Annotated in this window: 19 protein-coding genes and 3 tRNA genes; 18 read left to right on the forward strand and 4 right to left on the reverse strand. The window is 55.0% G+C overall.

Translation table 11 applies throughout. The annotated features are described in order from the left end of the window. The first annotated feature begins 366 nt into the window (after nucleotides 1–366). Nucleotides 367–1,302: a malate dehydrogenase gene (gene mdh / locus PZBJ_RS13265; protein ID WP_101762852.1), complete on the forward strand. Its 936-nt coding sequence runs from the start codon at nucleotides 367–369 to the stop codon at nucleotides 1,300–1,302. Between the two features lie 52 nt (nucleotides 1,303–1,354). Here the strand turns inward: mdh and mscM are convergent, their stop codons facing one another. The 3 genes from mscM to rsgA all read right to left on the reverse strand — a co-directional run bounded on the left by mscM (nucleotide 1,355) and on the right by rsgA (nucleotide 6,739). Beyond that, nucleotides 1,355–4,690, reverse strand: coding sequence for a miniconductance mechanosensitive channel MscM (mscM, locus tag PZBJ_RS13270; RefSeq protein WP_101762853.1), 3,336 nt, complete (start codon nucleotides 4,688–4,690; stop codon nucleotides 1,355–1,357). A gap of 15 nt (nucleotides 4,691–4,705) precedes the next feature. Next, complete coding sequence (asd, locus tag PZBJ_RS13275) at nucleotides 4,706–5,602, reverse strand: archaetidylserine decarboxylase (protein WP_101762854.1); 897 nt, start codon at nucleotides 5,600–5,602, stop codon at nucleotides 4,706–4,708. A 93-nt stretch (nucleotides 5,603–5,695) separates the two neighbouring features. Continuing rightward, entirely contained in the window at nucleotides 5,696–6,739 is a 1,044-nt protein-coding gene (gene rsgA / locus PZBJ_RS13280; RefSeq protein WP_101762855.1) for a small ribosomal subunit biogenesis GTPase RsgA, read from the reverse strand. Between the two features lie 103 nt (nucleotides 6,740–6,842). Between rsgA and orn the strand changes: the two genes are divergently transcribed. From orn to PZBJ_RS13300, 4 genes are all read left to right on the forward strand, one after another. Next, entirely contained in the window at nucleotides 6,843–7,391 is a 549-nt protein-coding gene (gene orn / locus PZBJ_RS13285; protein ID WP_101762856.1) for an oligoribonuclease, read from the forward strand. 308 nt (nucleotides 7,392–7,699) lie between these two features. Next, nucleotides 7,700–7,775: transfer RNA gene (locus PZBJ_RS13290), tRNA-Gly, on the forward strand. Nucleotides 7,776–7,803: 28 nt separating this feature from the next. Beyond that, nucleotides 7,804–7,879, forward strand: a tRNA-Gly gene (locus PZBJ_RS13295). Between the two features lie 197 nt (nucleotides 7,880–8,076). Further along, nucleotides 8,077–8,152: transfer RNA gene (locus tag PZBJ_RS13300), tRNA-Gly, on the forward strand. A gap of 435 nt (nucleotides 8,153–8,587) precedes the next feature. On the opposite strand, the gene queG is transcribed toward PZBJ_RS13300, so the two are convergent. Continuing rightward, nucleotides 8,588–9,727, reverse strand: a complete 1,140-nt coding sequence (queG, locus tag PZBJ_RS13305; RefSeq protein WP_101762857.1) for a tRNA epoxyqueuosine(34) reductase QueG — start codon at nucleotides 9,725–9,727, stop codon at nucleotides 8,588–8,590. Between queG and nnr the strand changes: the two genes are divergently transcribed. From nnr to rnr, 13 genes are all read left to right on the forward strand, one after another. Continuing rightward, nucleotides 9,726–11,243 (forward strand): bifunctional ADP-dependent NAD(P)H-hydrate dehydratase/NAD(P)H-hydrate epimerase, encoded by a 1,518-nt coding sequence (gene nnr, locus PZBJ_RS13310; RefSeq protein WP_101762858.1) that lies wholly within the window; start codon nucleotides 9,726–9,728, stop codon nucleotides 11,241–11,243. The two genes, queG and nnr, sit on opposite strands and share 2 nt — an antisense overlap. A 3-nt stretch (nucleotides 11,244–11,246) precedes the next feature. Beyond that, nucleotides 11,247–11,723, forward strand: coding sequence for a tRNA (adenosine(37)-N6)-threonylcarbamoyltransferase complex ATPase subunit type 1 TsaE (gene tsaE, locus PZBJ_RS13315; protein WP_101762859.1), 477 nt, complete (start codon nucleotides 11,247–11,249; stop codon nucleotides 11,721–11,723). Continuing rightward, nucleotides 11,720–13,378, forward strand: a complete 1,659-nt coding sequence (gene amiB / locus PZBJ_RS13320) for an N-acetylmuramoyl-L-alanine amidase AmiB (RefSeq protein WP_101762860.1) — start codon at nucleotides 11,720–11,722, stop codon at nucleotides 13,376–13,378. The genes tsaE and amiB overlap by 4 nt, the downstream gene beginning before the upstream one ends. 43 nt (nucleotides 13,379–13,421) lie before the next feature. After that, nucleotides 13,422–15,269 carry a DNA mismatch repair endonuclease MutL gene (mutL, locus tag PZBJ_RS13325; protein WP_101762861.1) on the forward strand — a complete coding sequence of 616 codons (1,848 nt, stop codon included), beginning with the start codon at nucleotides 13,422–13,424 and terminating at the stop codon, nucleotides 15,267–15,269. Continuing rightward, the gene (gene miaA / locus PZBJ_RS13330) at nucleotides 15,262–16,203 is read left to right on the forward strand and encodes a tRNA (adenosine(37)-N6)-dimethylallyltransferase MiaA (RefSeq protein WP_101762862.1); all 942 of its coding nucleotides are present in this window, start codon (nucleotides 15,262–15,264) and stop codon (nucleotides 16,201–16,203) included. Before mutL ends, miaA begins: the two co-directional genes overlap by 8 nt. 110 nt (nucleotides 16,204–16,313) lie before the next feature. Beyond that, nucleotides 16,314–16,631: an RNA chaperone Hfq gene (gene hfq / locus PZBJ_RS13335; RefSeq protein ID WP_101762863.1), complete on the forward strand. Its 318-nt coding sequence runs from the start codon at nucleotides 16,314–16,316 to the stop codon at nucleotides 16,629–16,631. A gap of 80 nt (nucleotides 16,632–16,711) precedes the next feature. Next, nucleotides 16,712–17,992 carry a ribosome rescue GTPase HflX gene (hflX, locus tag PZBJ_RS13340; protein ID WP_007892011.1) on the forward strand — a complete coding sequence of 427 codons (1,281 nt, stop codon included), beginning with the start codon at nucleotides 16,712–16,714 and terminating at the stop codon, nucleotides 17,990–17,992. A gap of 227 nt (nucleotides 17,993–18,219) precedes the next feature. After that, nucleotides 18,220–19,455 carry an FtsH protease activity modulator HflK gene (hflK, locus tag PZBJ_RS13345; protein ID WP_101762864.1) on the forward strand — a complete coding sequence of 412 codons (1,236 nt, stop codon included), beginning with the start codon at nucleotides 18,220–18,222 and terminating at the stop codon, nucleotides 19,453–19,455. A 3-nt stretch (nucleotides 19,456–19,458) separates the two neighbouring features. Then, entirely contained in the window at nucleotides 19,459–20,463 is a 1,005-nt protein-coding gene (hflC, locus tag PZBJ_RS13350) for a protease modulator HflC (protein WP_101762865.1), read from the forward strand. A 57-nt stretch (nucleotides 20,464–20,520) separates the two neighbouring features. Beyond that, nucleotides 20,521–20,718 carry a DUF2065 domain-containing protein gene (locus PZBJ_RS13355; RefSeq protein WP_101762866.1) on the forward strand — a complete coding sequence of 66 codons (198 nt, stop codon included), beginning with the start codon at nucleotides 20,521–20,523 and terminating at the stop codon, nucleotides 20,716–20,718. Nucleotides 20,719–20,898: 180 nt separating this feature from the next. Next, nucleotides 20,899–22,197, forward strand: coding sequence for an adenylosuccinate synthase (locus PZBJ_RS13360; RefSeq protein ID WP_008103611.1), 1,299 nt, complete (start codon nucleotides 20,899–20,901; stop codon nucleotides 22,195–22,197). Nucleotides 22,198–22,388: 191 nt separating this feature from the next. Then, nucleotides 22,389–22,832 (forward strand): nitric oxide-sensing transcriptional repressor NsrR, encoded by a 444-nt coding sequence (nsrR, locus tag PZBJ_RS13365; protein ID WP_008103609.1) that lies wholly within the window; start codon nucleotides 22,389–22,391, stop codon nucleotides 22,830–22,832. A 16-nt stretch (nucleotides 22,833–22,848) separates the two neighbouring features. Continuing rightward, on the forward strand, nucleotides 22,849–25,299 hold the full coding sequence (rnr, locus tag PZBJ_RS13370) for a ribonuclease R (RefSeq protein WP_101762867.1): 2,451 nt from the start codon (nucleotides 22,849–22,851) through the stop codon (nucleotides 25,297–25,299). Nucleotides 25,300–25,387 lie beyond the last annotated feature (88 nt).

Raw genomic sequence — 25,387 nt, forward strand, 5'->3', positions numbered from 1 at the left:
ATGCATTTAGATGAATTTTTATGCAATAAGTCTGGTAAGAGAATCGCGGTAATGACCTGCGGGGCGGGCATCATAACAGAATATGATGTTGCACCAAAATCGCGGGTGGACGCGCAAAGCGAAGGTTGCAAAGTTGTTATATTATTGAAGTGGTAACAACAATATCGATGATCATTGCCGTCCATTGTCTTCTGGCTGCGAATGAATCATTCAGGCGACTTCTGAAGTGGAGATGTCTCGGGAGCCGATTGCGGCGTAGTGTTTAGTGCGCGACAGGTTTAGTCGCTATCGCCTGAGAAGTTGATTAAACTCGTAACCTGATGGATTTTCGGCATATCTCTGCCCCACCTTAATAAGGAGTTCAGGATGAAAGTTGCCGTTCTCGGTGCCGCTGGTGGTATTGGCCAGGCGCTCGCACTGCTGCTCAAAACGCAATTACCCGCAGGCTCAGCTCTCTCACTTTACGATATCGCCCCGGTAACGCCCGGTGTGGCGGTCGATCTCAGTCATATCCCAACGGCAGTCACCGTGGAAGGGTTTAGCGGTGAAGATGCTACGCCTGCGCTGCATGGTGCTGATGTGGTGCTGATCTCCGCGGGTGTGGCACGTAAGCCGGGCATGGATCGCGCCGACCTGTTTAACGTCAACGCCGGTATCGTGCGTAACCTGATCGAACAGGTTGCCAGTACCGCGCCAAAAGCGCTGATTGGCGTCATCACCAATCCGGTGAATACGACGGTGGCGATTGCGGCCGAAGTGCTAAAAAAAGCCGGCGTGTATGACAAGAATCGCCTGTTTGGCGTTTCCACCCTCGATATCATCCGTGCCAATACCTTTGTCGCGGCGTTAAAAGGCAAGCAGCCTAACGAGATTGAAGTGCCGGTGGTGGGCGGGCATTCCGGCGTAACGATTCTGCCGCTGCTGTCGCAGGTGAAAGGCGTGAGCTTCAGCGAGCAGGAAGTGGCGGATCTCACCAAACGTATTCAGAACGCGGGCACCGAAGTGGTGGAAGCCAAAGCCGGTGGCGGATCGGCGACGCTGTCGATGGGACAGGCAGCGGCCCGTTTTGGCCTGTCATTGATTCGTGCCCTGCAAGGCGAAGCCAACGTGGTGGAGTGCGCGTATGTGGAAGGCGATGGCGAATATGCCCGCTTCTTCTCGCAGCCGCTGCTGCTGGGCAAAAACGGCATCGTTGAACGCCGTCCGCTGGGCACGCTAAGTGCCTTTGAACAGCAGGCGCTAAACGGCATGCTGGAAACGCTGAAGAAAGATATCTCGCAGGGCGAAGAGTTTGTGAAGTGATGAACTCTAAGCGGCAATAAAAAACGCCCGGCATCTGCCGGGCGTTTTGTTTTTATAATCCGCCAGATTTGAAGGTCTTATTAGCGGGCGCACCGTTAGTCGCGGGGTTTTGCTTTCCTAGCGTCTCCATGCGTACCTGGAATGGTGGGAACGGCATCTCAATGCCGTGCTCCTCAAAGCCGCGCAGAATCAGCTGATGCAGTTCATGGCGCAGCGGCATACGATGCCCCATCTCCGCCGCATGCACGCGCAGTTCAAACAGCTGAATACCTTGCTGCAGGTCGACCAGGAACACATCCGGCGCCGGCATATCGAGCACGTAGGTGCAGCGATCGGCTGCCTGCTTAAGAATGTTGGTCACTTCATCACTGTTGACTCTGGCGGGCGCTGGAATCGTCAACACCACACGCGTCACTGAATCCGACAGCGACCAGTTCACGAACTGCTCAGTAATGAAAGCCTTGTTCGGCACGATGATCTCTTTGCGGTCCCAATCGGTGATGGTGGTGGCACGCGTGTTGATGCGCGTAATGCTGCCAGTCAGGTCGCGAATGGTCACGGTATCGCCAATACGGATCGGTTTCTCAAACAGGATAATCAGGCCGGAGATAAAGTTAGCGAAAATCTCCTGCATCCCGAAGCCCAAACCCAGACCCAACGCAGCAACCAGCCACTGCAGCTTCGACCACTCAATGCCCATCATTGAGAAGCCAATCAAGCCGCCAATCAGCATCAAAGCATACTTGGTCAAAGTGGTAATGGCGTAACCGGTGCCCGGCGCCAAACTGAGATGCTGCAACAGCGCCAGCTCCAGCAACGCGGGCATGTTACGCACCAGCTGCGTGGTGATGATCAGCACCAGAATCGCAATCAACACCGCACCCAGCGTAATCGCCTGCACGCTGTCCACACCCTGAATGGTGGTGCTGGCATTCCACAGCGGAATGTTATCAAGGAAGCTAAACGCCGAGTGGATTTCTGACCACAGCACAATCACCGAAACCAGCGCAATCAGCGTCAGGATTGAACGCACCAGACGCAGCGACTGTGCGCTGATCTCATCAAGATCAATGCTTGGCTCATCGATTTCGATGGTGTCGGCATTCGCTGGCGTTGATTGCTCTTTCTCTTCTTCGCTGCGCGCGCGGTTGGCCAGCATATCGGCACGACGCTGACGTGCACGGTCAAAGGCGATGCGGCGGCGCTGAATCAGCATCCAGCGGCGGATGATGTGATACACCACCAGCAGGAAGAACCAGATGCCCACCGAGGTTTCCAGACGCGCCAGCAGCGCCTGCGCGGTGGCGAGATAACCGATGCAGGAGGCGAGGGCAGCCACCAGCGGCAGGGCAATCATCAGGTTCCACAAAATGCGGTTTACGAAGTTATCGCCGTTGCCCTCTTTATCCAGATAGAGCGGAATACCGGCGCGTTTCAGGCTAACGGTAACGATACTCAGCGCGCCACAAATCAGGATGAAGCACACGCGTCCCAGCGTGCCGGAGAATTGCGGATCGTCGAGATTGGCAAAGGCGATCAGCAGCATGATCAGCGGCACAATCAGCCCTACCGACAGCGAGTAATAGCGCATGGCACGCGCCACGCGCGCTTGCGGCCAACGGAAATGCACCACAAACAAGCCATCGGGACGTGCAAACGCCGCGCTGATCATAAAGGCCCACAGCAGCGGCAGCGTGGCGGTGATGCCATCGCCAATCGCCACGGCGAACGGATAAGGCCAGGCATGCTGTAAACCGTAACCGAGCGCGGCCCACAATACCGGCAGCGGCACCGCCACCAGAATCGACCAAAATACCGTGCGCAGCGTCAGGCTGAAGCGATCCTGCGTCACTTTGCCGACGCGGCTGGCGGAGCGCTCCATAAAGGCGTTGTAGTGACGACGTGAGCTGATGCTGAAGCCAACCAGCAGAATCGCACCAATTATCGGCAACACGGTTTCGCGATTGGTAAACATCATCGCCAGCGCTTTGCCGAGCTGGCCGGCGGTATCCAGCGACAACAGACGCTTGAGATCCTGCGCCATCTCCACCGGGAAATTCAGGCCGATGGTATTAACGTCAGCGGTCCAAAACAGATAACGATGCGTCGCATCTTTAACTTCGGCTAAGGCATCCTGCAGCTGCGTATTGGAAACTTTGAGCTTAGTGATTTCCAGAATCAGCGTATCGCAACCGGAAATCAGTGAGTTCAGCAGTTCGCGCTGGGTTTTAAGTTGCGCTTCGAGGATACGTACCTGATCGCTGCTGAACGGCGTGCCGTCATCCTGCTTGGCTTTGCGCAGTTCCTGCTGGCGCTCCAGCAGATCCTCATAATGCAGACGCTGTACGCGCAGCTGGCCCATTTCGCTGTCAATCTGCTGAGATTTCGGCATCTCTGGCAGACGGGCAACCTGCGCACGCAAGGCTTCGCCCAACAGATTGGATGCCCCCAGCCATTGCGACTGCTCACGCAGCGTGCTCAGCGCCTGACGCACCTGCAAGGTCTGATTGGTGGCCAGACGCTGCTGTGAAGCGACTAAATCCATGCGCTGCGCTTGCTGATTGAGGTCTGCGGAGAGTTCGCGGTTAACGCGGAACTGATCGCTGATCGAACTCGGCAGATCGCCGCTGTTTTCCGCCAGCTGCTCGGTGCGCTCAAGCGCCAGTTCAGCTTCGCGCTGGCGCTGATTGTTGAGCTGATTGCGCAGCGCCTGCAGATAGTTATCCAGTTGAGTCGCTTTGCGCTGATGCACCTCAGCGCGCATACGCGCCAGTTCCTGACGGTTATTCGCCGAAAGCTGCGCCAGCTCTAACTCGTCCACGCGCGCTTTGTTGGCGGCGTTTTCCGCCTGACGCGCGTAAATCTGCGCCTGCGCCAGCGGCGTAGTCGCCGTCGAAGCGCTCTGCGCGCGACGATCGCTTTCGGTCATCGCCCGGCGTGCATCGGTTTGCTGCTGCGGCAGCTGCGACAGTGAATCGCTGATCTCGCGCGCGCGATCCTGCTCCTGCTGCGCCTGACGGCCTTCCTCCAGCAGCTGGCTGCTAACCTGCAACAGCTCCTGATCCAGCTCGGCGCTGCTCATATTGCTGCGCACCGCCTTGCTGCTGTCCGTCAGCGTGGCGATCTGCTGACGTAATTCGCGCGCCAGCCGCGGGAAATCATCAATCACCTGCTGATACTGCTTCGCGCGCTCCAGCGACTCATCGCGCTCGTTGAGGAAATTGATCGCCGATTCGAGCGCCTGCACCTGCTCGGTTTGCGCGGGTGAGGTTTTCGCCGATTTAGCCGCATCCAGTTCCTGCTTTAGCTGGCTGGATTGCGGAACGGTGGCTGCAAATACAGAACTGCTGAGCACAAGGCTCAGCAGCAAGGAGAGGAAAACACGCACGGGAGAGATTCCGGGTTATTTGCTAAGTGAGACGCTGTCGCCAGGCTGAGGCAGGGCGATGGCCAGCGGCTGACCGAGGCGGGTTTTGCTTTCGGCTTCAAGGCTTTCTGCCAGCTTCACGCGATTCGGCGCGAACAGGTTGATCACGGTTGAACCCAACTTGAAGCGACCCATTTCCTGGCCTTTCAACAGCACCACCGCACCATCATGATCGGCAGACGGATAGCGCCAGCGTTTAATCACACCTTCGCGCGGTGGCGTAATGGTGCCCGCCCACACGGTTTCGATGCTACCCACAATGGTGGCACCGACAAGGATCTGCACCATCGGGCCATGATCGGTATCGAATACGCAGATCACGCGCTCGTTACGCGCAAACAAATTCGGGATGTTACGTGCGGTCAGCGGGTTGACGGAGTAGAGATCGCCCGGCACATAGATCATTTCGCGCAGGATGCCGTTACACGGCATATGCACGCGGTGATAATCGCGCGGGGCGAGATAAGTGGTAACAAACTCGCCGTCATGAAACTGATCCGCCAGATCGTCGTTACCGGCCAGCAGCGCCTGCAGGCTGTAAGTGTGACCTTTGGCCTGGAAGATCTGATCGCCGGCAATGCGGCCCAGCTGGCTGATCGCGCCATCGGCGGGCAGCGCCAGTAATGAGGCATCAGTATCGATCGGACGCGCGCCCTCTTTTAACGGACGCACGAAGAAATCATTGAAGGTGCGGTAGCTGCCGGTATGTGGCTTGCTGGCTTCCGCCATATCCACTTTGTAGTACCAGACAAATAGGTCGATGACCGCTTTAGTGAGCCAGCCACCACGGCGGCTGGCACCCCAACCGGCGAGTTCGGTGAGGCCTTTTTTAGGCAAAATATGATTCAGGCCGAGTTTAAAACGATCAAACACCGTTGCCTCCTGGCTTAATTACGTGTCGTTAACAAAAAAGGGGGCGGATTGTAGCAGCGCCCCAGCGCGTTGGCGAATGTGCCGTTGTACTGCTTAATCTGCGTCGGAGGAAAAGTTTTTACGCGTCTTTACCTGCGCCATACTTTCCAGAATTCGGTGGTAGTTATCGAAGCGGGAGATATCAATCTTGCCCTCTTCCACCGCTTCGCGAATGGCACAGCCAGGATCGGTATCGTGCTTACAGTCGCGGAAACGGCAACCGCCAAGGAATTCACGGAATTCGACAAAGCCGCGCGTCACTTGTTCCGGCTCCAGATGCCATAAACCAAACTCACGCACGCCCGGTGAATCGATCACATCGCCGCCCGCCGGGAAGTGGTAAAGGCGTGACGCGGTGGTGGTGTGCTGGCCTAATCCAGAAACGTTCGACACATCGTTGGTCAGAATTTCAGCCGCTACCTCCAGACCAAGCAGGTTATTCAGCAGGCTCGATTTACCCACGCCAGATTGGCCGGCAAAGATGCTGACGCGGCCGGTTAAGGCGCTTTCCAGTTCAACCAGGCCATCTTTGGCGTGGCTGGAAACCATCAAAACGCGATAACCAATGTTGCGATAGATCTCCATCTGCTCATCAACAAACGCGCGGCCTTCGGCATCTAAAAGGTCGGTTTTGTTGAGCACCAGCAGCGGTTCCACGCCAAGAGTTTCGCTGGCGACCAGGTAACGATCAATGATGTTGAGTGACAGCTCTGGCAGGATCGCCGAAACGATAATGATCTGATCGATGTTGGCGGCGATCGGTTTCACGCCGTCATAGAAGTCTGGGCGCGTTAGCACCGTCTTACGTTCGTGTACCGCTTCGACGATCCCTTTGCCGCCGCCAATGGCAGCGCGCCATAAAACGCGATCGCCAGTGACCAGCGAGCGAATAGTGCGGCGGATGTTACAGCGATGCACAACGCCTTCGCTATCTTCCACGTCTGCGTGCATGCCGAAACGGCTGATCACCACGCCATCAGCCGCTTCTCCAAACAGACTATCATCCGGCTCCGGCTTATCGCTCCGTTGCTGCAGACGACGCTGATGGTTGGCGCTTACGCGACGTTGTTGACCTTTCGACAGTTTGTTTTTACTCACGCATCCTCTCACGGCTTTCGCCAGGTTTCGCCCTGCTGGGCAAAACGTCTATGATACACCTGAAATGAGTTTAATGACGACTTTGGCAACAGGCGGGAAACGCATGACAGCTGGAAATGAAAACAACCTGATTTGGATCGACCTCGAAATGACCGGATTGGATCCGGAACGCGATCGCATTATTGAGATCGCTACCATCGTGACCGATGCCAACCTTAACATCCTGGCAGAAGGCCCGGTGTTCGCGGTGCATCAATCTGACGATCAGTTGGCGTTGATGGATGACTGGAACGTGCGCACGCACACCAATAGCGGATTGGTGGCGCGCGTCAAAGCCAGCGAGCACGATGACCGTGCGGCGGAACTGGCCACCATCGAGTTCCTGAAACAGTGGGTGCCGGCGAACACCTCGCCGATTTGCGGCAACAGTATTGGTCAGGATCGTCGCTTCCTGTTTAAGTACATGCCTGAACTGGAAGCCTATTTCCACTATCGCTATCTTGATGTCAGCACGCTGAAAGAGCTGGCGCGCCGCTGGAAACCAGATATCTTGCCAGGTTTTAAAAAGTCCGGTAGCCATCAGGCACTGGATGATATTCGCGAGTCCGTCGCCGAGCTGGCGTACTATCGCGAGCACTTCCTGCAGCTTTAACCGCCGCGGGTGCGCAGGAAATCATCAGGTTGTCGATAAAAGCAGCGAACGCGCGGAAAGCGCAAAATTTTGCTTTTAGACTCTTGCGACTGAAAGGATTTCTCGTATAATGCGCACCCCGTACCGGTGAAGAATTTGATTCGGAATTCGGAACGAAAAAGTAAAAGCAGTAACGGCGAAGTTCAGAATCGAGCATATTTATTTGATGCAAGGCGGCAACTGAACGAGTCACAGCGAGCTTACATCAGTAAGTGACCTGTGCGAGTGAAGGCAGCCAACGCAGCAGCAGATAAACAGGCGATGATTATGCGGGAATAGCTCAGTTGGTAGAGCACGACCTTGCCAAGGTCGGGGTCGCGAGTTCGAGTCTCGTTTCCCGCTCCAAACTTTCGTTGAGTAGTAAACCTCTAATGCGGGAATAGCTCAGTTGGTAGAGCACGACCTTGCCAAGGTCGGGGTCGCGAGTTCGAGTCTCGTTTCCCGCTCCAGAGTTTGTAGTAAACCATCCAAATCACGGATTTAGTCGTTAGCGTGATTGTTGTGACAAAAATACGAAGAGTCAGAATCGAGTATTTTAGTTTGCAACAAGGCGGCAACTGAACGAATCCCTGGGAGCTTACATGAGTAAGTGACCTGGGTGAGTGAAGGCAGCCAACGCAGTAGCAGACTAAAATACGAAGATTATGCGGGAATAGCTCAGTTGGTAGAGCACGACCTTGCCAAGGTCGGGGTCGCGAGTTCGAGTCTCGTTTCCCGCTCCAGATTTTCATATTCACTAATGTTATTTGCCCTTAGGCGCAATCAGAATTAAAACAGCTGCAGATCTTTTTTGATCGCATGCGACACCGTTTTTTTCTGGAAATTTTGCACGCCTCGCTAGCAGCGATAATGCTTGTTGTCTGATGCAGTTATCTTACAGGTTATCCACAATGTGCCTGCAAGCTTCTGACGGCGTTTTCCCCGTTGTTTAAAACTGTTTTGAACAGAGTTATCCACAAGCTCTGGACAAACCCCTGCGCGCTAAATACGACGTGAATATTTACAATAATCGCTTAATTGATTGATTTTTAAGTGGTTATAACTATTTCAGACTGTGATCTTGCCCTTAAGACGAAATTACGATCTCCGTCACGATTCAGTGGGATAATTTTATTCACAGCATGTGGAAAAGCGTTTTATCCTGTGCGACTGCTCAATCACGCATCACGCGGCAGGCCTTTTTCGACCGCGCGCACCAGTCGCTGTTTCTTCGCTGGCTGCACTTCTACCGCTTGCGCCGCGCGTTTCTGCAACTGCTGTGCAATCGCCCATTCAATATGCTCATCAAGCAGGGGATGTTCGCCGCTGCGCAATGCTAATGCCGCCATATTTTCTTCTGCCCAGGGCGCATTGCCCAATGCCACCGCAATATTTCGCAACCAGCGCAAATGCCCAATACGCCGAATCGCTGAACCTTCGGTGATACGCAGAAATTTGGCTTCATCCCATTTGAACAGATCGGTGAGCGGCGGCGCATGCAGCACCGCGCGCGGCGAGAAATCATCTTCATCGGTTAACTGGCCGTAACGATTCCACGGGCAGATCAGCTGGCAATCATCGCAGCCATAAATTCGATTACCAATCAGCGGACGGAACTCTTCAGGAATTGCGCCTTCCAACTCGATGGTGAGATAGGAGATGCAGCGACGCGCATCGACCACGTAAGGTTCGACGATAGCGGAAGTGGGGCAGATAGTGATACAGGCGACACAGCGTCCACACTGCTCTTCCTGGGGCTGATCGACCGGTAACGGCAGATCAATCAGCAGTTCGCCGAGGAAGAACCACGAACCCGCTTCACGGTTGAGGATCAGCGAATGTTTGCCGGTCCAGCCTAAACCGGCTTTAGCGGCAATCGGGCGTTCCAGAATCGGTGCGGAATCGACGAACGGACGAAAATTGCGTTCGCCACAGTGCGCCTGAATCATTTCTCCGAGCTTTTTCAGTCGATTGCGCAATACTTTGTGATAGTCGCGGCCCAGCGCATAGCGGCTTACATAGCCCAGCTGCGGATTTTTTAAGGTGCTGGCAAAGGCGGCTTTAGCTGGAAGGTAATTCATGCGTACGCTAATCACGCGCAGCGTGCCAGGCAGCAGCTCATGCGGCCGCGCACGCATCATGCCGTGGCGCGCCATCCAATCCATCTCGCCATGATATTGCTTATCCAGCCACGCCTGCAGTTTGGGCTCTTCGGCGCTCAGATCGGTATCGCAAATACCGACCTGTTGGAAGCCGAGGTCGCGTCCCCACTGTTTAATTTGTTCAGCGAGCTGTTGAAGATCGAGAGGATATGACATGAGAAACCAGGCAATTGAAGCAAACGCGCGCAGTTTAACACACTCTGTCTGGCCTGCGCAGGCGATGGCGCAACTGGAACGCGATGCCGCCGATAGCCTGGGCTTAACGCTGTTTGAGCTGATGCAACGTGCTGGCCAAGCCAGCTATGAATTAGGCTGCCAGCTGTGGCCGCAGGCGCAGCATTGGTTGATCCTGTGCGGGCACGGCAACAATGGCGGCGATGGTTATGTGGTGGCGCGACTGGCGCAGGCAGCAGGATTGAACGTGACGCTGCTGGCGTGCGCAGGCAGCAAAGCCTTGCCAGAAGAGGCGCAGCAGGCGCAAGACGCATGGCTGGCGGCGGGCGGTGTGATTCATGCGGCGGATGCGCCCTGGCCGGAGCAGGTTGAGGTGATCGTCGATGCGCTGCTCGGCACCGGCCTGAATCGCGCGCCCGCCGATCCTTACGATCGCCTGATCACACTCATCAACGCGCATGCCGCACCGGTGCTGGCGATCGATATTCCCTCTGGTTTGCTGGCGGCTAATGGCACGGCGCCGGGCAAAACGGTCATCGCCGATCACACGTTGAGCATGATTACGCTGAAACCCGGCCAACTGACCGGCAAGGCGCGCGATTACGTTGGCGTTCTGCACAACCATGAGTTGGGCTTGTCGGCATATCTTGCCGCTGAGCAGGCACCGATTTCACGCTATGACGCCGGGGATTTAACGTGCTGGCTGAAACCACGTCGCGCTACCTCTCATAAAGGTGATCAGGGGCGGCTATTGGTGGTCGGCGGCGACAGCGGCACGGCGGGCGCGATTCGCATGACCGGTGAAGCCGCCCTGCGAACCGGCGCCGGACTTGTGCGCGTGCTGACACATGAAGATAATATTGGTCCGATTCTCACCGCGCGACCGGAGTTAATGGTTGATGCGCTGAGCGATGAACGGCTGGATCAGGCCCTGGAGTGGGCGGATGTGATCGCCGTTGGACCGGGGCTCGGCCAGCGCGATTGGGCTCAGAAGGCACTGAAAAAGATCGCGGTCAGTGAAAAGCCGATGCTTTGGGATGCGGATGCGCTTAACCTGCTGGCAATCAAGCAGGATAACCGTCAGAATCGCATCATTACGCCGCATCCCGGCGAAGCTGCGCGCTTGCTAGGGGTGAAAACCAGCGAGATTGAGAGTGACCGCTTACACGCTGCGCGCGCCTTGGCGAAACGCTACGGCGGCGTGGTGGTTCTGAAAGGCGCGGGCACGGTGATTGCCAGCGCGGCGGGTGACATCGCCATTGCCGATGTGGGCAACGCGGGCATGGCGTCTGGCGGCATGGGCGATGTGCTGAGCGGGATTATTGCCGCTCTGCTCGGCCAGAAACTGACATTACTTGATGCAGCCTGCGCAGGCTGTGTCGCGCATGGGGCAACAGCCGATGCCGTCGCGCATCAGCGCGGTACTCGCGGCATGTTAGCCACTGATTTATTCGAGCTGCTGTGGCAGTTTGTTAATCCAGAGATGATCCAACAATAAAGCATGAAGACCTGTGTTATCCCTTTGCCCGATGAGGCGGCAACCCTGAATCTGGGTGCGCAATTGGCGCGCGTCTGCAACAGCGCGCTGGTGATCTATCTTTATGGCGATTTGGGTGCCGGTAAGACCACCTTTAGCCGTGGTTTTCTGCAGGCGCTCGGCCATCAAGGCAATGTAAAAAGCCCAACGTATACGCTGGTCGAGCCCTACGAGCTCGGCTCTCGCACGCTGTACCATTTCGATCTCTATCGTCTTGCCGATCCCGAAGAGCTAGAGTTCATGGGCATCCGCGACTATTTCGCCGGCGATGCGCTCTGTCTGGTGGAGTGGCCGCAGAGGGGCACCGGCGTGCTGCCTGAGCCCGATTTAGCGCTGACGTTGCGCTACGTGGATGCGGCGCGTGAAGCCGAAATAAGCGCGGTTTCCGCCACGGGCGAAGCGCTGTTAACCCAATTCCAGCAAGGCAGGGATCCGGCATGATGTCACGGATGAAAATCATTGTACTGGGCTTGCTGTGCCTGTTTTCTGCCTCGGCGTTGTCTGCCACGTTATCGGATATCAAAGTCGAAAATGGCGATAGCCAGGCCACCGTCACCCTGAGCTTTAACGGTCAGCCCGTGTATGGTTTTTTCCCGCTGCACAATCCCAATCGTGTGGTGCTGGATATTCGTCAAAGCGGCGCGATTAAAGGATTGCCGCTCAATTTTAGCGGCGAAAATATTGTGCAGCGCATTCGCCATAGCCAGCCGAAGGATAAGCAAAGCCTGCGTCTGGTGTTCGAACTGACGCAGCCCGCGCAGACGCGCGCCAGCACGCAGCGCGATGGCAGTAATTATCGCGTGGTGTTCACCATTCGTGGGACGCAGCCAGCGAAGCGCCCGGCCGCTGCCGCGCCTGTTACCACCGCGCGTGAAAGCCAGCCGAGCAGCAGCAGCCAGGGCAATCCGTTCAACGCCAATCAGGTGACAGCGGTGACCAGCAGCAATACCACCGTGCGTCCCGGCAACTCGGTTAGTCGCAACGATGTGGTAATTGTGGCGATTGATGCCGGGCACGGCGGTCAGGATCCCGGCGCATCCGGCCAGCACGGTTTGCACGAGAAAAATGTCACCATCTCAATTGCGCGTAAGTTGAAAGCGCTGATGGATCAGGATCCGATGTTCAAACCGGTGCTGACGCGTAACGGCGACTATTTCATCTCGGTAATGGGCCGCTCAGAAGTGGCGCGTAAAGAGAACGCGAACCTGCTGGTATCCATTCACGCCGACGCCGCGCCAAATCACTCAGCCACCGGCGCATCGGTTTGGGTGCTGTCTAACCGCCGCGCCAATAATGAAATGGCGAACTGGCTGGAACAGAAAGAGAAACAATCTGAGCTGCTGGGCGGCGCAGGGGATCTGCTGGCGAACAGCCAAGCCGATCCCTATCTTAGCCAGGCAGTGCTGGATTTGCAGTTTGGTCATTCACAGCGTGTAGGTTATGACGTCGCCGTCAAAGTCCTGCAGCAGTTGCGCGGTATTACGCCGCTGCATAAGCGTCTGCCGGAACATGCCAGCCTTGGCGTTTTACGTTCCCCGGATATTCCCTCTTTACTGGTTGAAACCGGCTTTATTAGTAATGCCGCGGAGGAGCGGCTGCTTGGCAGCAGCGCGTATCAGGAGAAGATTGCTCAGTCGATTTATAAAGGCCTGCGCAATTATTTCCTTACGCATCCGCTGCAATCGATCCCAAAGGAGGAAAACCGGCCGCTGGACAGCGCACCAGCGGTTAGCGTCGCCAGCAACCCGGCGACCGGCACGGTGCAATATACCGGCGCAACGCAGCGTCATACCGTCACGCGTGGCGAAACGCTGTCGGGCATCGCGGCAAAATATGGCGTGAGCATGGCGACGTTACGTGAGATGAATAGCCTGAAGCGCGATGTGGTTTGGGTGGGACAGCGCCTGAAGGTGCCCGCGAAATCCAGCGTCAGCGTGGCGGCGAGTCGTCCAACCCGGCATAAAGTGGTGCGCGGTGATTCCCTCACGGCGATTGCCGCGCACTATGGCGTGAGCTCAAAAGCCATCATACAGGCGAATAATATGAAGTCGAGCAATGTGATGCTGGGGCAAAACTTAAAAATTCCGCAATCCTGATTGTTGGCTCCCCGTGAGCCAACCAGCCAGAAGGATCACCACCATGCCAATACAGATTTTACCGCCGCAGCTGGCGAACCAGATTGCCGCAGGCGAAGTGGTTGAGCGCCCGGCGTCGGTCGTAAAAGAGCTGGTGGAAAACAGCCTTGATGCCGGCGCCACGCGCATTGACGTCGATATTGAGAAAGGTGGCGCGAAGCTCATCCGCATTCGCGACAACGGCTGCGGCATCGCCAAAGCCGAGCTTGCAATGGCATTGGCGCGGCATGCGACCAGCAAAATTGCTTCGCTTGATGACCTTGAGGCGATCATGAGCCTCGGCTTTCGTGGCGAAGCGCTCGCCAGTATCAGTTCCGTTTCTCGTTTAACGCTGACTTCACGCACCGCCGACCAAAGCGAAGCCTGGCAAGCCTACGCGGAAGGGCGCGACATGGATGTGACGGTGAAACCGGCTGCGCATCCGGTGGGCACCTCGCTGGAAGTGCTCGACCTGTTCTATAACACGCCCGCTCGCCGCAAATTCATGCGCACTGAAAAGACCGAGTTTACCCATATCGATGAGGTGATTCGTCGTATTGCGCTGGCACGCTTTGACGTCGCTATTTCGCTTAGCCACAACGGTAAGTTAATGCGTCAGTATCGCGCGGTCAGTGAAGATGCGCAGCGGGAGCGGCGTTTAGGGGCCATTTGCGGCACCACGTTTATGCAGCACGCTTTACGCATTGAGTGGCAGCACGATGATTTAGCGCTGCGCGGTTGGGTCGCCGATCCTCACGGTTCGCGCCAGGTTACCGATCTGCAATATTGCTACGTCAACGGACGCATGATGCGCGACAAGCTCATCAATCACGCGATTCGTCAGGCTTATCAAACGCAGCTTGGTGACGAGCAACAGCCGGCTTACGTGCTCTATCTGGAGATCGACCCGCATCAGGTGGATGTCAACGTCCATCCGGCTAAGCACGAGGTGCGTTTTCATCAGTCGCGTCTGGTACATGATTTTATCTGGCAAGGTGTGATGAGTGCGCTGCAAGCCAGCCGCGCGCCGGAATTGCCCATCGCCCACGCCGAAGAACCAGCGCCAAAGTGGCAGCCAGAAAACCGTCAGGCGGCAGGCGCGAACCACTTTGCACAACCCAGCAACACGCCACGCAGCGGCGGCGCTTCTGCGGCCGCGAACTGGCAGAACAAAGAGCCGGTTTACAGTGCGCGTGAAGGTAATGCCTATAAGCAGTTGATGAAAACGCCGATGGTAGAAACGCCGCACGCTGCGCCAGTTCCTGCCGCGGCTCCGGTATGTCTGCCGGAAAAGCGTGAAGCGCCGCTGGCCGCCCATGCGCAAAGCTTCGGCCGTGTGTTGAGTGTTTTGCAGGATCGATATGCGCTGCTGGAACGTGGTAGCGCATTGCAATTGTTATCGCTGGCCGTGGCGGCGCGCTGGCTAAAACAGGCCCAGCTTGAACCAAGGGAAGAAGGTTTAAAACCGCAGCCGCTGCTGATCCCGGTGCGCCTGAAAATTGCTGCGCCTGAGCTGGCTGCCATCGCCGATCATGCCGCGCTGCTGAGCCAGATGGGCATTGATTTACAACGAGAAGGGCAACACGTGACGTTGCGCGCGGTGCCTTTACCGTTACGAACACAAAATTTACAAATCTTGATTCCAGAACTGTTAGGCTACCTGGCCCGGCAGCAAGAGGTTTCTGCATCCACGTTGGCCCAATGGCTGGCGCGTCGAGATGATGCAGAAGACGCTCACTGGAATCACTCGCAGGCGATTGCACTGCTGGCAGAGCTGGAAAGGCTTTGTCCGCAACTGCTGAAGTCGCCGCCTTCAGGTCTGTTACAGACCATTGAGATTGAGAGCGCGCTAAACGCGTTGAAGCATGAGTGAACTAAACCAGGCTAGCCGGCCAAAGGCAATTTTTTTGATGGGGCCTACCGCCTCCGGTAAGACGGCATTAGCGATTTCGCTGCGTCAGCAACTTCCGGTGGAACTTATTAGCGTTGACTCTGCCTTAATCTATCGCGGGATGGATATTGGCACGGCGAAACCGTCGGCAGAAGAGTTAGCACTGGCGCCCCATCGTTTGCTGGACATTCGCGATCCGGCGGAAGCGTATTCCGCCGCAGAATTTCGTCGCGATGCGTTGGCAGAAATGACGGATATCACCCGGAAGGGGAAGATTCCGTTGCTTGTTGGTGGAACCATGCTCTACTTCAAGGCATTACTTGAAGGATTGTCGCCGTTGCCCTCGGCCGATCCCGAGGTGCGTCAGCGAATAGAGCAAATGGCGGCGGAGAAAGGGTGGGAAGCCTTGCACCGTCAGCTGTGTGAAATCGATCCGGTCGCCGGTAGTCGTATTCATCCGAATGATCCGCAGAGACTTTCGCGAGCACTGGAAGTTTTTTTTATTTCGGGTAAAACTTTAACGGAACTGACAAAAACCTCCGGCGAAGCGTTACCCTACGACGTGTACCAGTTTGCTATCGCACCTGCGAGTCGTGAACTGATACATCAACGCATTGCGTTGCGTTACGACCAGATGCTAGCGTCAGGATTTGAAGCGGAGGCTCGTGCACTGTTTGCGCGAGGTGATTTGCATACGGACATGCCTTCCATTCGTTGTGTTGGTTATCGCCAGATGTGGTCTTATTTGTCAGGTGAAATCGATTACGACGAAATGGTTTATCGGGGAATTTGCGCCACTCGGCAGCTCGCTAAACGCCAGATGACCTGGTTACGTGGCTGGCCTGAAGTACACTGGTTAAACAGTGATGAGCCAGAGTTAGCGCGTAATGCGGTGCTTAAGGTAGTTAGTGCGTAGCAGGGATGATTGTGTACAATTGGTCCGTTATCGTGCGCAAATTTTTACGCAGTTTTTCTGAACCACGGTTCTTAAAGCAACAAACAACAAGCATATAAGGAAAAGATAGAATGGCTAAGGGGCAATCTTTACAAGACCCGTTTTTGAACGCATTGCGTCGTGAACGTGTACCGGTTTCGATCTATTTGGTGAATGGTATTAAGCTGCAAGGGCAAATTGAATCCTTTGATCAGTTCGTCATTCTGTTAAAAAACACGGTCAGCCAGATGGTGTATAAACACGCCATCTCTACAGTGGTTCCTTCTCGTCCAGTGTCGCACCATAGCAATAACGCGGGCGGCAGCGGTGGTAGCAGCAACTATCATCACAGCGGAAGCAATCAAAGCGCTCAGTCGCAGCCACAACAAGACGGCGATAACGCAGAATAATTTTGCGCTGCCGTAAAGCCAGGGCTGGAGAACGAGCACGTTTTCCTGTCCTGGTTATTTTATTTTAGCGAGGTTATAGCTTGTTTGACCGTTATGATGCCGGTGAGCAGGCCGTACTGGTACACATCTGGTTCTCCCAAGACAAAGAGCTGGAAGATTTGCAGGAGTTTGAAACTCTTGTCTCTTCTGCGGGCGTTGAAGCGCTGCAAGTCATTACGGGCAGCCGTAAAGCGCCACATCCCAAATATTTTGTCGGTGAAGGAAAGGCAGTTGAAATTGCCGATGCGGTAAAAGCGAGTGGAGCATCGGTCGTTTTATTCGATCATGCCTTAACTCCTGCTCAGGAACGTAATCTTGAACGGCTGTGCGAATGTCGCGTAATCGATCGCACCGGCTTAATTCTCGATATATTCGCCCAGCGCGCCCGCACCCATGAGGGTAAATTGCAGGTCGAGCTGGCACAACTACGCCATTTAGCAACCCGTTTGGTTCGCGGATGGACACACCTTGAACGCCAGAAAGGCGGTATCGGTTTACGTGGTCCGGGTGAAACTCAGCTGGAAACGGACCGACGCTTGCTGCGTGGCCGTATCAGTCAGATTCTCTCCCGTCTTGAACGCGTCGAAAAACAGCGCGATCAGGGCAGACAAGCGCGTGCCAAAGCTGACGTGCCAACCGTTTCGCTGGTGGGTTACACCAACGCCGGTAAATCCACCCTGTTCAACGCGATTACCTCTGCGGATGTGTACGTAGCGGATCAACTGTTCGCGACACTTGATCCAACATTGCGCCGTCTGAATGTGGCGGATGTGGGTGAAGTGGTTTTAGCAGACACCGTTGGTTTTATCCGTCATTTGCCGCACGACTTAGTCGCGGCGTTTAAAGCCACGCTGCAGGAAACGCGTCAGGCGACATTGCTGCTGCATGTGATTGACGCTGCCGATTTGCGCGTGAATGACAACATTGATGCGGTAAATGAAGTTCTGGAAGAGATTGAAGCTGACGAAATTCCGGCGCTGTTGATCATGAACAAAATCGATATGCTGGAGGACTTTGTGCCGCGTATCGATCGCAACGAAGAGAACCAGCCGATTCGTGTGTGGTTATCTGCACAGAGCGGCGTGGGTCTGCCGTTGCTGTGGCAGGCGCTCTCTGAGCGTTTAGCCGGTGAAATCGCGCAGTACGATTTACGTCTGCCGCCGGAAGCGGGCCGTTTGCGCAGTCGTTTTTATCAGTTGCATGCTATAGAAAAAGAATGGAATGAAGATGATGGCTGTGTGAGTTTGCACGTGCGTATGCCGATAGTTGATTGGCGTCGTCTGTGTAAACAAGAGCCGTCGCTAGCCAGTTATATTGTTTGAAATTGCCCAAACGCCTTTACTCAATATCTTTTAGATTGTCGTCATTATCGTTGCAGGCCGTATGTGCAGGATTTACCGGAATATTTCGGATTCCAGCAAGGCGGCAACTGAGTGAATCCCCAGGAGCTTACATCAGTAAGTGACTGGGGTGAACGAAGGCAGCCAACGAAGCTGCAATCCGAAAGATGAAGGGTAAAAAACGTAAATACAATAAATGGAGTAGAAACATGGCGTGGAATCAGCCCGGAAATAACGGACAGGACCGCGACCCGTGGGGAAGCAGCAATAATCAAGGCGGCAACTCTGGGGGAAATAAAGGAGGTCGCGATCAGGGACCACCTGATCTGGATGATATCTTCCGAAAGTTGAGTAAAAAACTCGGCGGACTGGGCGGTGGCAAACAGAATGACAATGGCCAGCGCAGCGGCGGTAGCGGTGGCAAAGTGGTTGGCATTGTTGCCGTAGCGGCAGTCGTTATCTGGGCGGCTAGCGGTTTCTACACCATCAAAGAAGCGGAACGTGGCGTCGTCACACGCTTTGGCAAATTTAGCCATCTGGTTGAGCCAGGCCTCAACTGGAAACCGACTTTCGTCGATCAGGTTCGCGCCGTAAACGTAGAAGCCGTACGTGAACTGGCCGCGTCTGGCGTGATGTTGACGTCGGATGAAAACGTAGTGCGCGTTGAGATGAACGTGCAGTATCGCGTGACGGATCCTGAGCGTTATCTGTATGCCGTGACCAGCGCCGACGACAGCCTGCGTCAGGCCACCGACAGCGCCTTGCGTGGCGTGATTGGTCGCTCAACCATGGACCGCATCCTGACGGAAGGTCGTACCGTGGTACGTAGCGAAACTCAGCGTGAGCTTGACGAAACTATCCGTCCGTACAATATGGGTATTACCCTGCTGGACGTAAACTTCCAGGCGGCGCGTCCACCAGAAGAAGTAAAAGCCGCGTTTGATGATGCGATTGCCGCGCGTGAAAACCGTGAACAGTATGTTCGTGAAGCTGAAGCTTATTCGAACGAAGTTCAGCCGCGTGCTAATGGTCAGGCGCAACGTATCCTCGAAGAGGGTCGTGCTTACAAAGAACGTACGGTGTTAGAAGCGCAGGGTGAAGTGGCGCGTTTTGCTCGCTTGCTGCCTGAATATAAAGCTGCACCAGAAATCACGAAAGAGCGTCTCTATATTGAAACCATGGAACGTGTGCTGAGTCATACCCGCAAGGTATTGATCAGCGATCGTGGTAATAATTTGACGGTCCTGCCATTGGATCAACTGATGCGCGGTGGTCAGGCATCTGGCCAGGGCGGTCAGAAAATGACGAATCTAATGAAGTCTCCTTCGTCGTCCGATAGTAATGCGAGCCGTGGAGATTCTTCATCTTACAGTCCAGACAGCATCATGGATCAGCGTCGCGCCAATGCGCTGCGCAACGATACCCAGCGCCAGGGGAGGGAGTAATCGATGCGTAAGCCAATCATCGCCGTAATTATTGTAGTGCTGGTGGTGCTTTACGCGTCACTGTTCGTGGTGCAGGAAGGCCAACGCGGCATCGTGCTGCGCTTTGGTAAGGTTCTGCGTGATGACGAAAACAAACCGCTGGTGTACGCACCGGGTCTGCATTTCAAAATTCCGTTTATCGAAACCATGAAATCACTGGATGCGCGCATTCAGACCATGGATAACCAGGCTGACCGCTTTGTTACCAAAGAGAAGAAAGACCTGATCGTTGATTCTTACATCAAGTGGCGCATCAGTGACTTCAGCCGTTACTACCTGGCAACCGGTGGTGGCGACGTTTCTCAGGCAGAAGTGCTGCTGAAACGTAAGTTCAGTGACCGTCTGCGTTCTGAAATGGGTCGTCTGGATGTGAAAGACATCGTGACTGATTCACGTGGCCGTTTAACCACCGACGTGCGTGATGCCCTGAACACCGGCAGCGCTGGCAATGATGATGACGTTCAGACGCCAGCAGCGGATGATGCGATTGCGAGTGCTGCAGCACGTGTAGAACGTGAAACCAACAGCAGTGAGCCGGCACCAAACCCGAACAGCATGGCTGCGTTAGGTATTGAAGTTGTCGACGTGCGCATCAAGCAGATCAACCTGCCGACTGAAGTGTCTGACGCGATCTACAACCGTATGCGCGCCGAGCGTGAAGCGGTAGCGCGTAGTCAGCGTTCACAAGGTCAGGAAGAGGCAGAGAAACTGCGTGCACAGGCCGATTATCAGGTTACGCGCACGCTGGCAGAAGCACAGCGTGAAGCGCTGATTTCGCGCGGTGAAGGTGATGGTGAAGCGGCAAAACTGTTTGCTGATGCCTTCAGCCAGGATCCGGATTTCTATGCCTTTATCCGCAGCCTGCGCGCCTATGAGAATAGCTTCTCAGACAACCAGGATGTGCTGGTGCTGAGCCCGGATAGCGATTTCTTCCGCTATATGAAAGCGCCCTCTAACGCCACGCGTTAAGAACTGATATAAAGTCCAGGCCGACAATGTTGTCGGCCTTTTTTTTGGGAAAAAATCATGAACTCAACCATCTGGATGGCGCTGGCTTTGGTTTTGGTGCTGGAAGGACTTGGACCGATGTTAATGCCACGCGTGTGGCGGCGGATGATTCTGGCGATGACGCAGTTGCCCGATCGTCTCTTACATCGTTTTGGTGGCGGTTTAGTGGTGGCCGGCGTGGTGATTTACGCCATGATCAGCATGCATGCGCGTTAATCAGCCTGAAATTATGTGAGGCCGCCCGACTCAATTGTGTCTGTTGGCCGCTGTTCCCCCAACATGTTGTGAGCTGAGCAAAACTCAGGCAAAAAACAGCGCAATCGTATGCTAAAAGTGCTGAAAGAGTAAAAGTCAGGTGGTAGAATCCATTTTTAAGCAATCGGTGATTTTGAAAAAATGGGTAAGAACGTCGTCGTACTGGGCACCCAATGGGGTGACGAGGGTAAAGGTAAGATCGTAGACCTTCTGACAGAGCGCGCGAATTACGTCGTGCGTTACCAAGGTGGCCATAATGCAGGCCACACACTTGTCATCAACGGTGAAAAAACCGTCCTCCACTTAATTCCATCTGGCATCCTGCGTGAAAACGTCACCAGCATCATTGGTAACGGCGTTGTCCTGTCGCCTGAAGCGCTGATGAAAGAGATGAAAGGTTTGGAAGAGCGCGGTGTGCCGGTACGTGAACGTCTGTTGATCTCTGAAGCCTGCCCATTGATTCTGCAGTACCACGTAGCAATGGATGTGGCGCGCGAAAAAGCGCGTGGCGCTAAAGCTATCGGCACCACCGGTCGCGGTATCGGTCCTGCCTATGAAGATAAAGTGGCACGTCGCGGTCTGCGCGTGAGCGATCTCTTCAACAAAGAAACCTTTGCGGTGAAGCTGAAAGAGATCGTCGATTTCTACAACTTCCAGCTGGTTAACTATTACAAAACCGACGCAGTTGACTACGAAAAAGTGCTGAGTGATACGCTGGCGGTGGCCGATATCATTACCAGCATGGTGGTTGATGTGTCCGATCTGCTGGACGGCGCGCGCAAGCGTGGCGACCTGATCATGTTTGAAGGTGCGCAGGGTACGCTGCTGGATATCGACCACGGTACCTATCCATACGTGACCTCCTCAAACACCACCGCAGGTGGCGTAGCGACGGGTTCAGGTATTGGTCCACGCTATGTTGATTACGTGCTGGGTATCGTGAAAGCCTACTCAACGCGCGTGGGTGCCGGTCCATTCCCGACCGAACTGTTCGATGAAACCGGTGAGTTCCTGTGTGCACAAGGTAACGAGTTCGGCGCGACCACCGGTCGTCGTCGTCGTACCGGCTGGCTGGATGCGGTTGCCGTTCGCCGTGCCGTACAGATCAACTCCCTGTCAGGTTTCTGCATGACCAAACTGGACGTGCTGGATGGCCTGAAAGAAGTGAAAATCTGTGTGGCTTATCGCATGCCAGATGGCCGCGAAATGACCACCACGCCGCTGGCAGCTGAAGGCTGGGAAGGCATTGAGCCGATTTACGAAACCATGCCAGGCTGGAGCGAGACCACATTCGGCGTCAAGACGCTGGAAGGTCTGCCGCAAGCTGCACGTGACTACATCAAACGTGTAGAAGAAGTGACCGGTGTGCCGATTGATATTATTTCTACCGGCCCAGACCGCAGTGAGACCATGATTCTGCGCGACCCGTTCGACGCATAATCTCCTCAGGCCGGACTCTGTCCGGCCTTTGTATTTCTAATCTTTGACTCCACTCACTCTATTTTTTCTTGCAAATATCGATACTTGCCGGAAAAAAACGCACCGGCCACCACGCTCTGGTTTATCATCATATTTAAACATCACGCCGACCGGCGCATAACCATAACGTTCGATGATTCACTGAGGTATATGTGCAGCTAACAAGTTTTACCGATTATGGTCTGCGTGCCTTGATTTACATGGCGACGTTACCGGAAGGTAAGCAGACCAACATTACCGAAGTCACCGATACCTACGGGGTGTCGCGTAACCATATGGTTAAAATCATCAATCAACTTAGCCGGGCTGGCTTTGTCGCCGCAACACGCGGTAAAAACGGCGGAATTCGTTTAGGCATGGACCCGGAAAAAATCGTCATTGGCGATGTGGTGCGAAGAATGGAGCCATTGCAGCTCGTGAACTGCGACGAGTGTGTGATCACGCCAGCCTGTCGTTTGCGTAAAGCATTGCACGATGCGGTCCAGCTATTCCTCAAGGAACTGGACAAGTATACGCTGGCCGATTTGGTCAAAGATAACGATTCACTGTACCAACTTTTATTGTCCGAACCGCCGGTGGCAATCCAAATTAAATGACATCGGAGGAACCGTAATGTCAAAAGATCCTTATCAGGATAGAGAAGCTGAAAAATACGAAAACCCAATTCCAAGCCGCGAATTTATTCTGGCACTGCTGGAAAAACGCGAAAAGCCGACCAGCCGCGATGACATCGCGCAGGAATTGAATATCACCAGTGAAGAGCAGCTGGAAGCGCTGCGTCGTCGTCTGCGCGCCATGGAGCGCGATGGCCAGCTGGTGTTTACTCGCCGTCAATGTTACGCCCTGCCAGAACGTCTTGATCTGCTTCGCGGTAAAGTGATTGGCCATCGCGATGGCTATGGCTTCCTGCGCGTAGAAGGTCAGAAAGATGATTTCTATCTCTCTGCTGAGCAGATGAAATTCTGCCTGCACGGCGACGTGATTCTGGCGCAGCCAGGCAGCGCCGATCGTAAAGGTCGTCGTGAAGCGCGCGTGGTGCGCGTGCTTGAGCCACGTAACAGCCAGATCGTCGGCCGCTACTTTACCGATGCTGGTACCGGTTTTGTGGTGCCGGATGACAGCCGCCTGAGTTTCGACATCCTGATCCCGCAAGAAGAAACGCTTAACGCGCGTATGGGTTCAGTGGTGGTGGTTGAAATCACCCAACGTGCGACGCGTCGCACCAAAGCGCTCGGCAAAGTGACCGAGCTGCTGGGTGACGATATGGGCACCAGCCTTGCGGTCGATATGGCGGTGCGCACCCATGAAATCCCGCACACATGGCCGGAAGAAGTTGAGAAGCAGATCGCTAAGCTGAAAGAAGAAGTACCGGAAGAGGCGAAGCTGGGACGTGTTGATTTACGTAAGTTGCCGCTGGTCACCATTGATGGTGAAGATGCGCGTGACTTTGATGATGCGGTTTTCTGCGAGAAGAAGCGCGGCGGTGGCTGGCGTTTATGGGTGGCCATTGCCGACGTCAGCTATTACGTACGTCCGGGCACGCCGCTGGACGATGAAGCGCATCAGCGCGGCACCTCGGTCTATTTCCCGTCGCAGGTTATCCCGATGCTGCCGGAGATTCTCTCCAACGGCTTGTGCTCGCTGAATCCGCAGGTTGATCGTTTGTGCATGGTGTGTGAGATGACCATCTCCTCCAGCGGCAAACTTACCGGTTTCAAACACTATGAAGCGGTGATGAATTCCCATGCGCGACTGACCTACAACAAAGTGTGGAACATTCTGCAAGGTGATGCCGATCTGCGTGAACAATACGCGGCTCAGGTTCCTCATCTGCACGAGTTGCACAACATGTATCAGGTGCTGGAAACCGCGCGCGAGCAGCGTGGCGGCATTTCGTTTGAGACCGATGAACCCAAGTTCATCTTCAACGCCGAGCGTCGCATTGAGCGCGTTGAGCGCACCTCACGCAATGATGCGCATAAGCTGATTGAAGAGTGTATGATTCTCGCCAACATCGCCTCGGCGCGTTTTGTTGAGAAAAATGAAGAGCCTGCGCTGTTCCGCGATCACGATCGTCCAAGCGAAGACAGCATCAAAAGCTTCCGTACCGTACTGAACGAGCTGGGCTTAAGCCTGCCGGGTGGCACTAAGCCACACCCGACCGATTATGCCGCCTTGCTGAAGCAAGTGGCCGATCGCCCAGACGCAGAAATGCTGCAAACCATGCTGCTGCGTTCGATGAAACAGGCGGTTTACGATCCTGAAAACCGGGGTCACTTCGGCCTGGCGCTGGCGTCGTACGCGCACTTCACCTCGCCGATTCGCCGCTATCCGGATTTGCTGTTGCATCGCGCCATCAAATATCTGCTGGCAAAAGAGCGCGGCGAAGTGGACGGCATCACCACGCCGACCGGCGGCTATCACTACGACATGCAGCAGATGCTGCAGCTGGGCCAGCACTGTTCACTGACCGAGCGCCGTGCTGATGAAGCCACGCGCGATGTTGCCGATTGGCTGAAGTGTGACTTCATGCAGGATCAGGTCGGCAACGTGTTCAACGGCGTGATCTCCAGTGTGACCGGCTTTGGTTTCTTCGTGCGTCTTAACGAACTGTTTATCGATGGTTTGGTGCACGTTTCCTCGCTGGATAACGACTATTATCGCTTCGATGCGGTGGGTCAGCGTCTGATTGGTGAATCCGGCGGCCGTACTTATCGTCTGGGCGATGCGGTGGAAGTGCGCGTTGAAGCCGTGCATATGGACGAGCGTAAAATCGACTTCGCGCTGATCTCCAGCAAGCGTGTACCGCGCGGCGAAGGCAAAACCGAACGTGAGCGCGAGAAACGCGGTGGCAAACCGCCAGCCAAGCGTCGTCGTGATGCCGGCAAGAAGGGCACTTTCGAACCTGATTCAGCGTTCCGCGGCGAAAAGAAAAAGACTGCGGTTGCTGAAAAACCGGCTAAAACCGAGAAAAAAGGCAAAAAAGTCTCCGAGAAAACCCGTAAAATCGCCGCCGCCACCAAGTCTAAGCGCGCGTCGAAGAAGCAGCCTGACGAAGCCTGATAGTTTGGTCGCCTTGCAGGGCGACCTGACGAAACCGTTGTAGGGTGCGCATTCATGCGCACCTGAATCTCCGTATTCAACGATCTAA

The sequence above is a fragment of the Pantoea endophytica genome (assembly GCF_002858935.1).
Classification (GTDB): domain Bacteria; phylum Pseudomonadota; class Gammaproteobacteria; order Enterobacterales; family Enterobacteriaceae; genus Pantoea; species Pantoea leporis.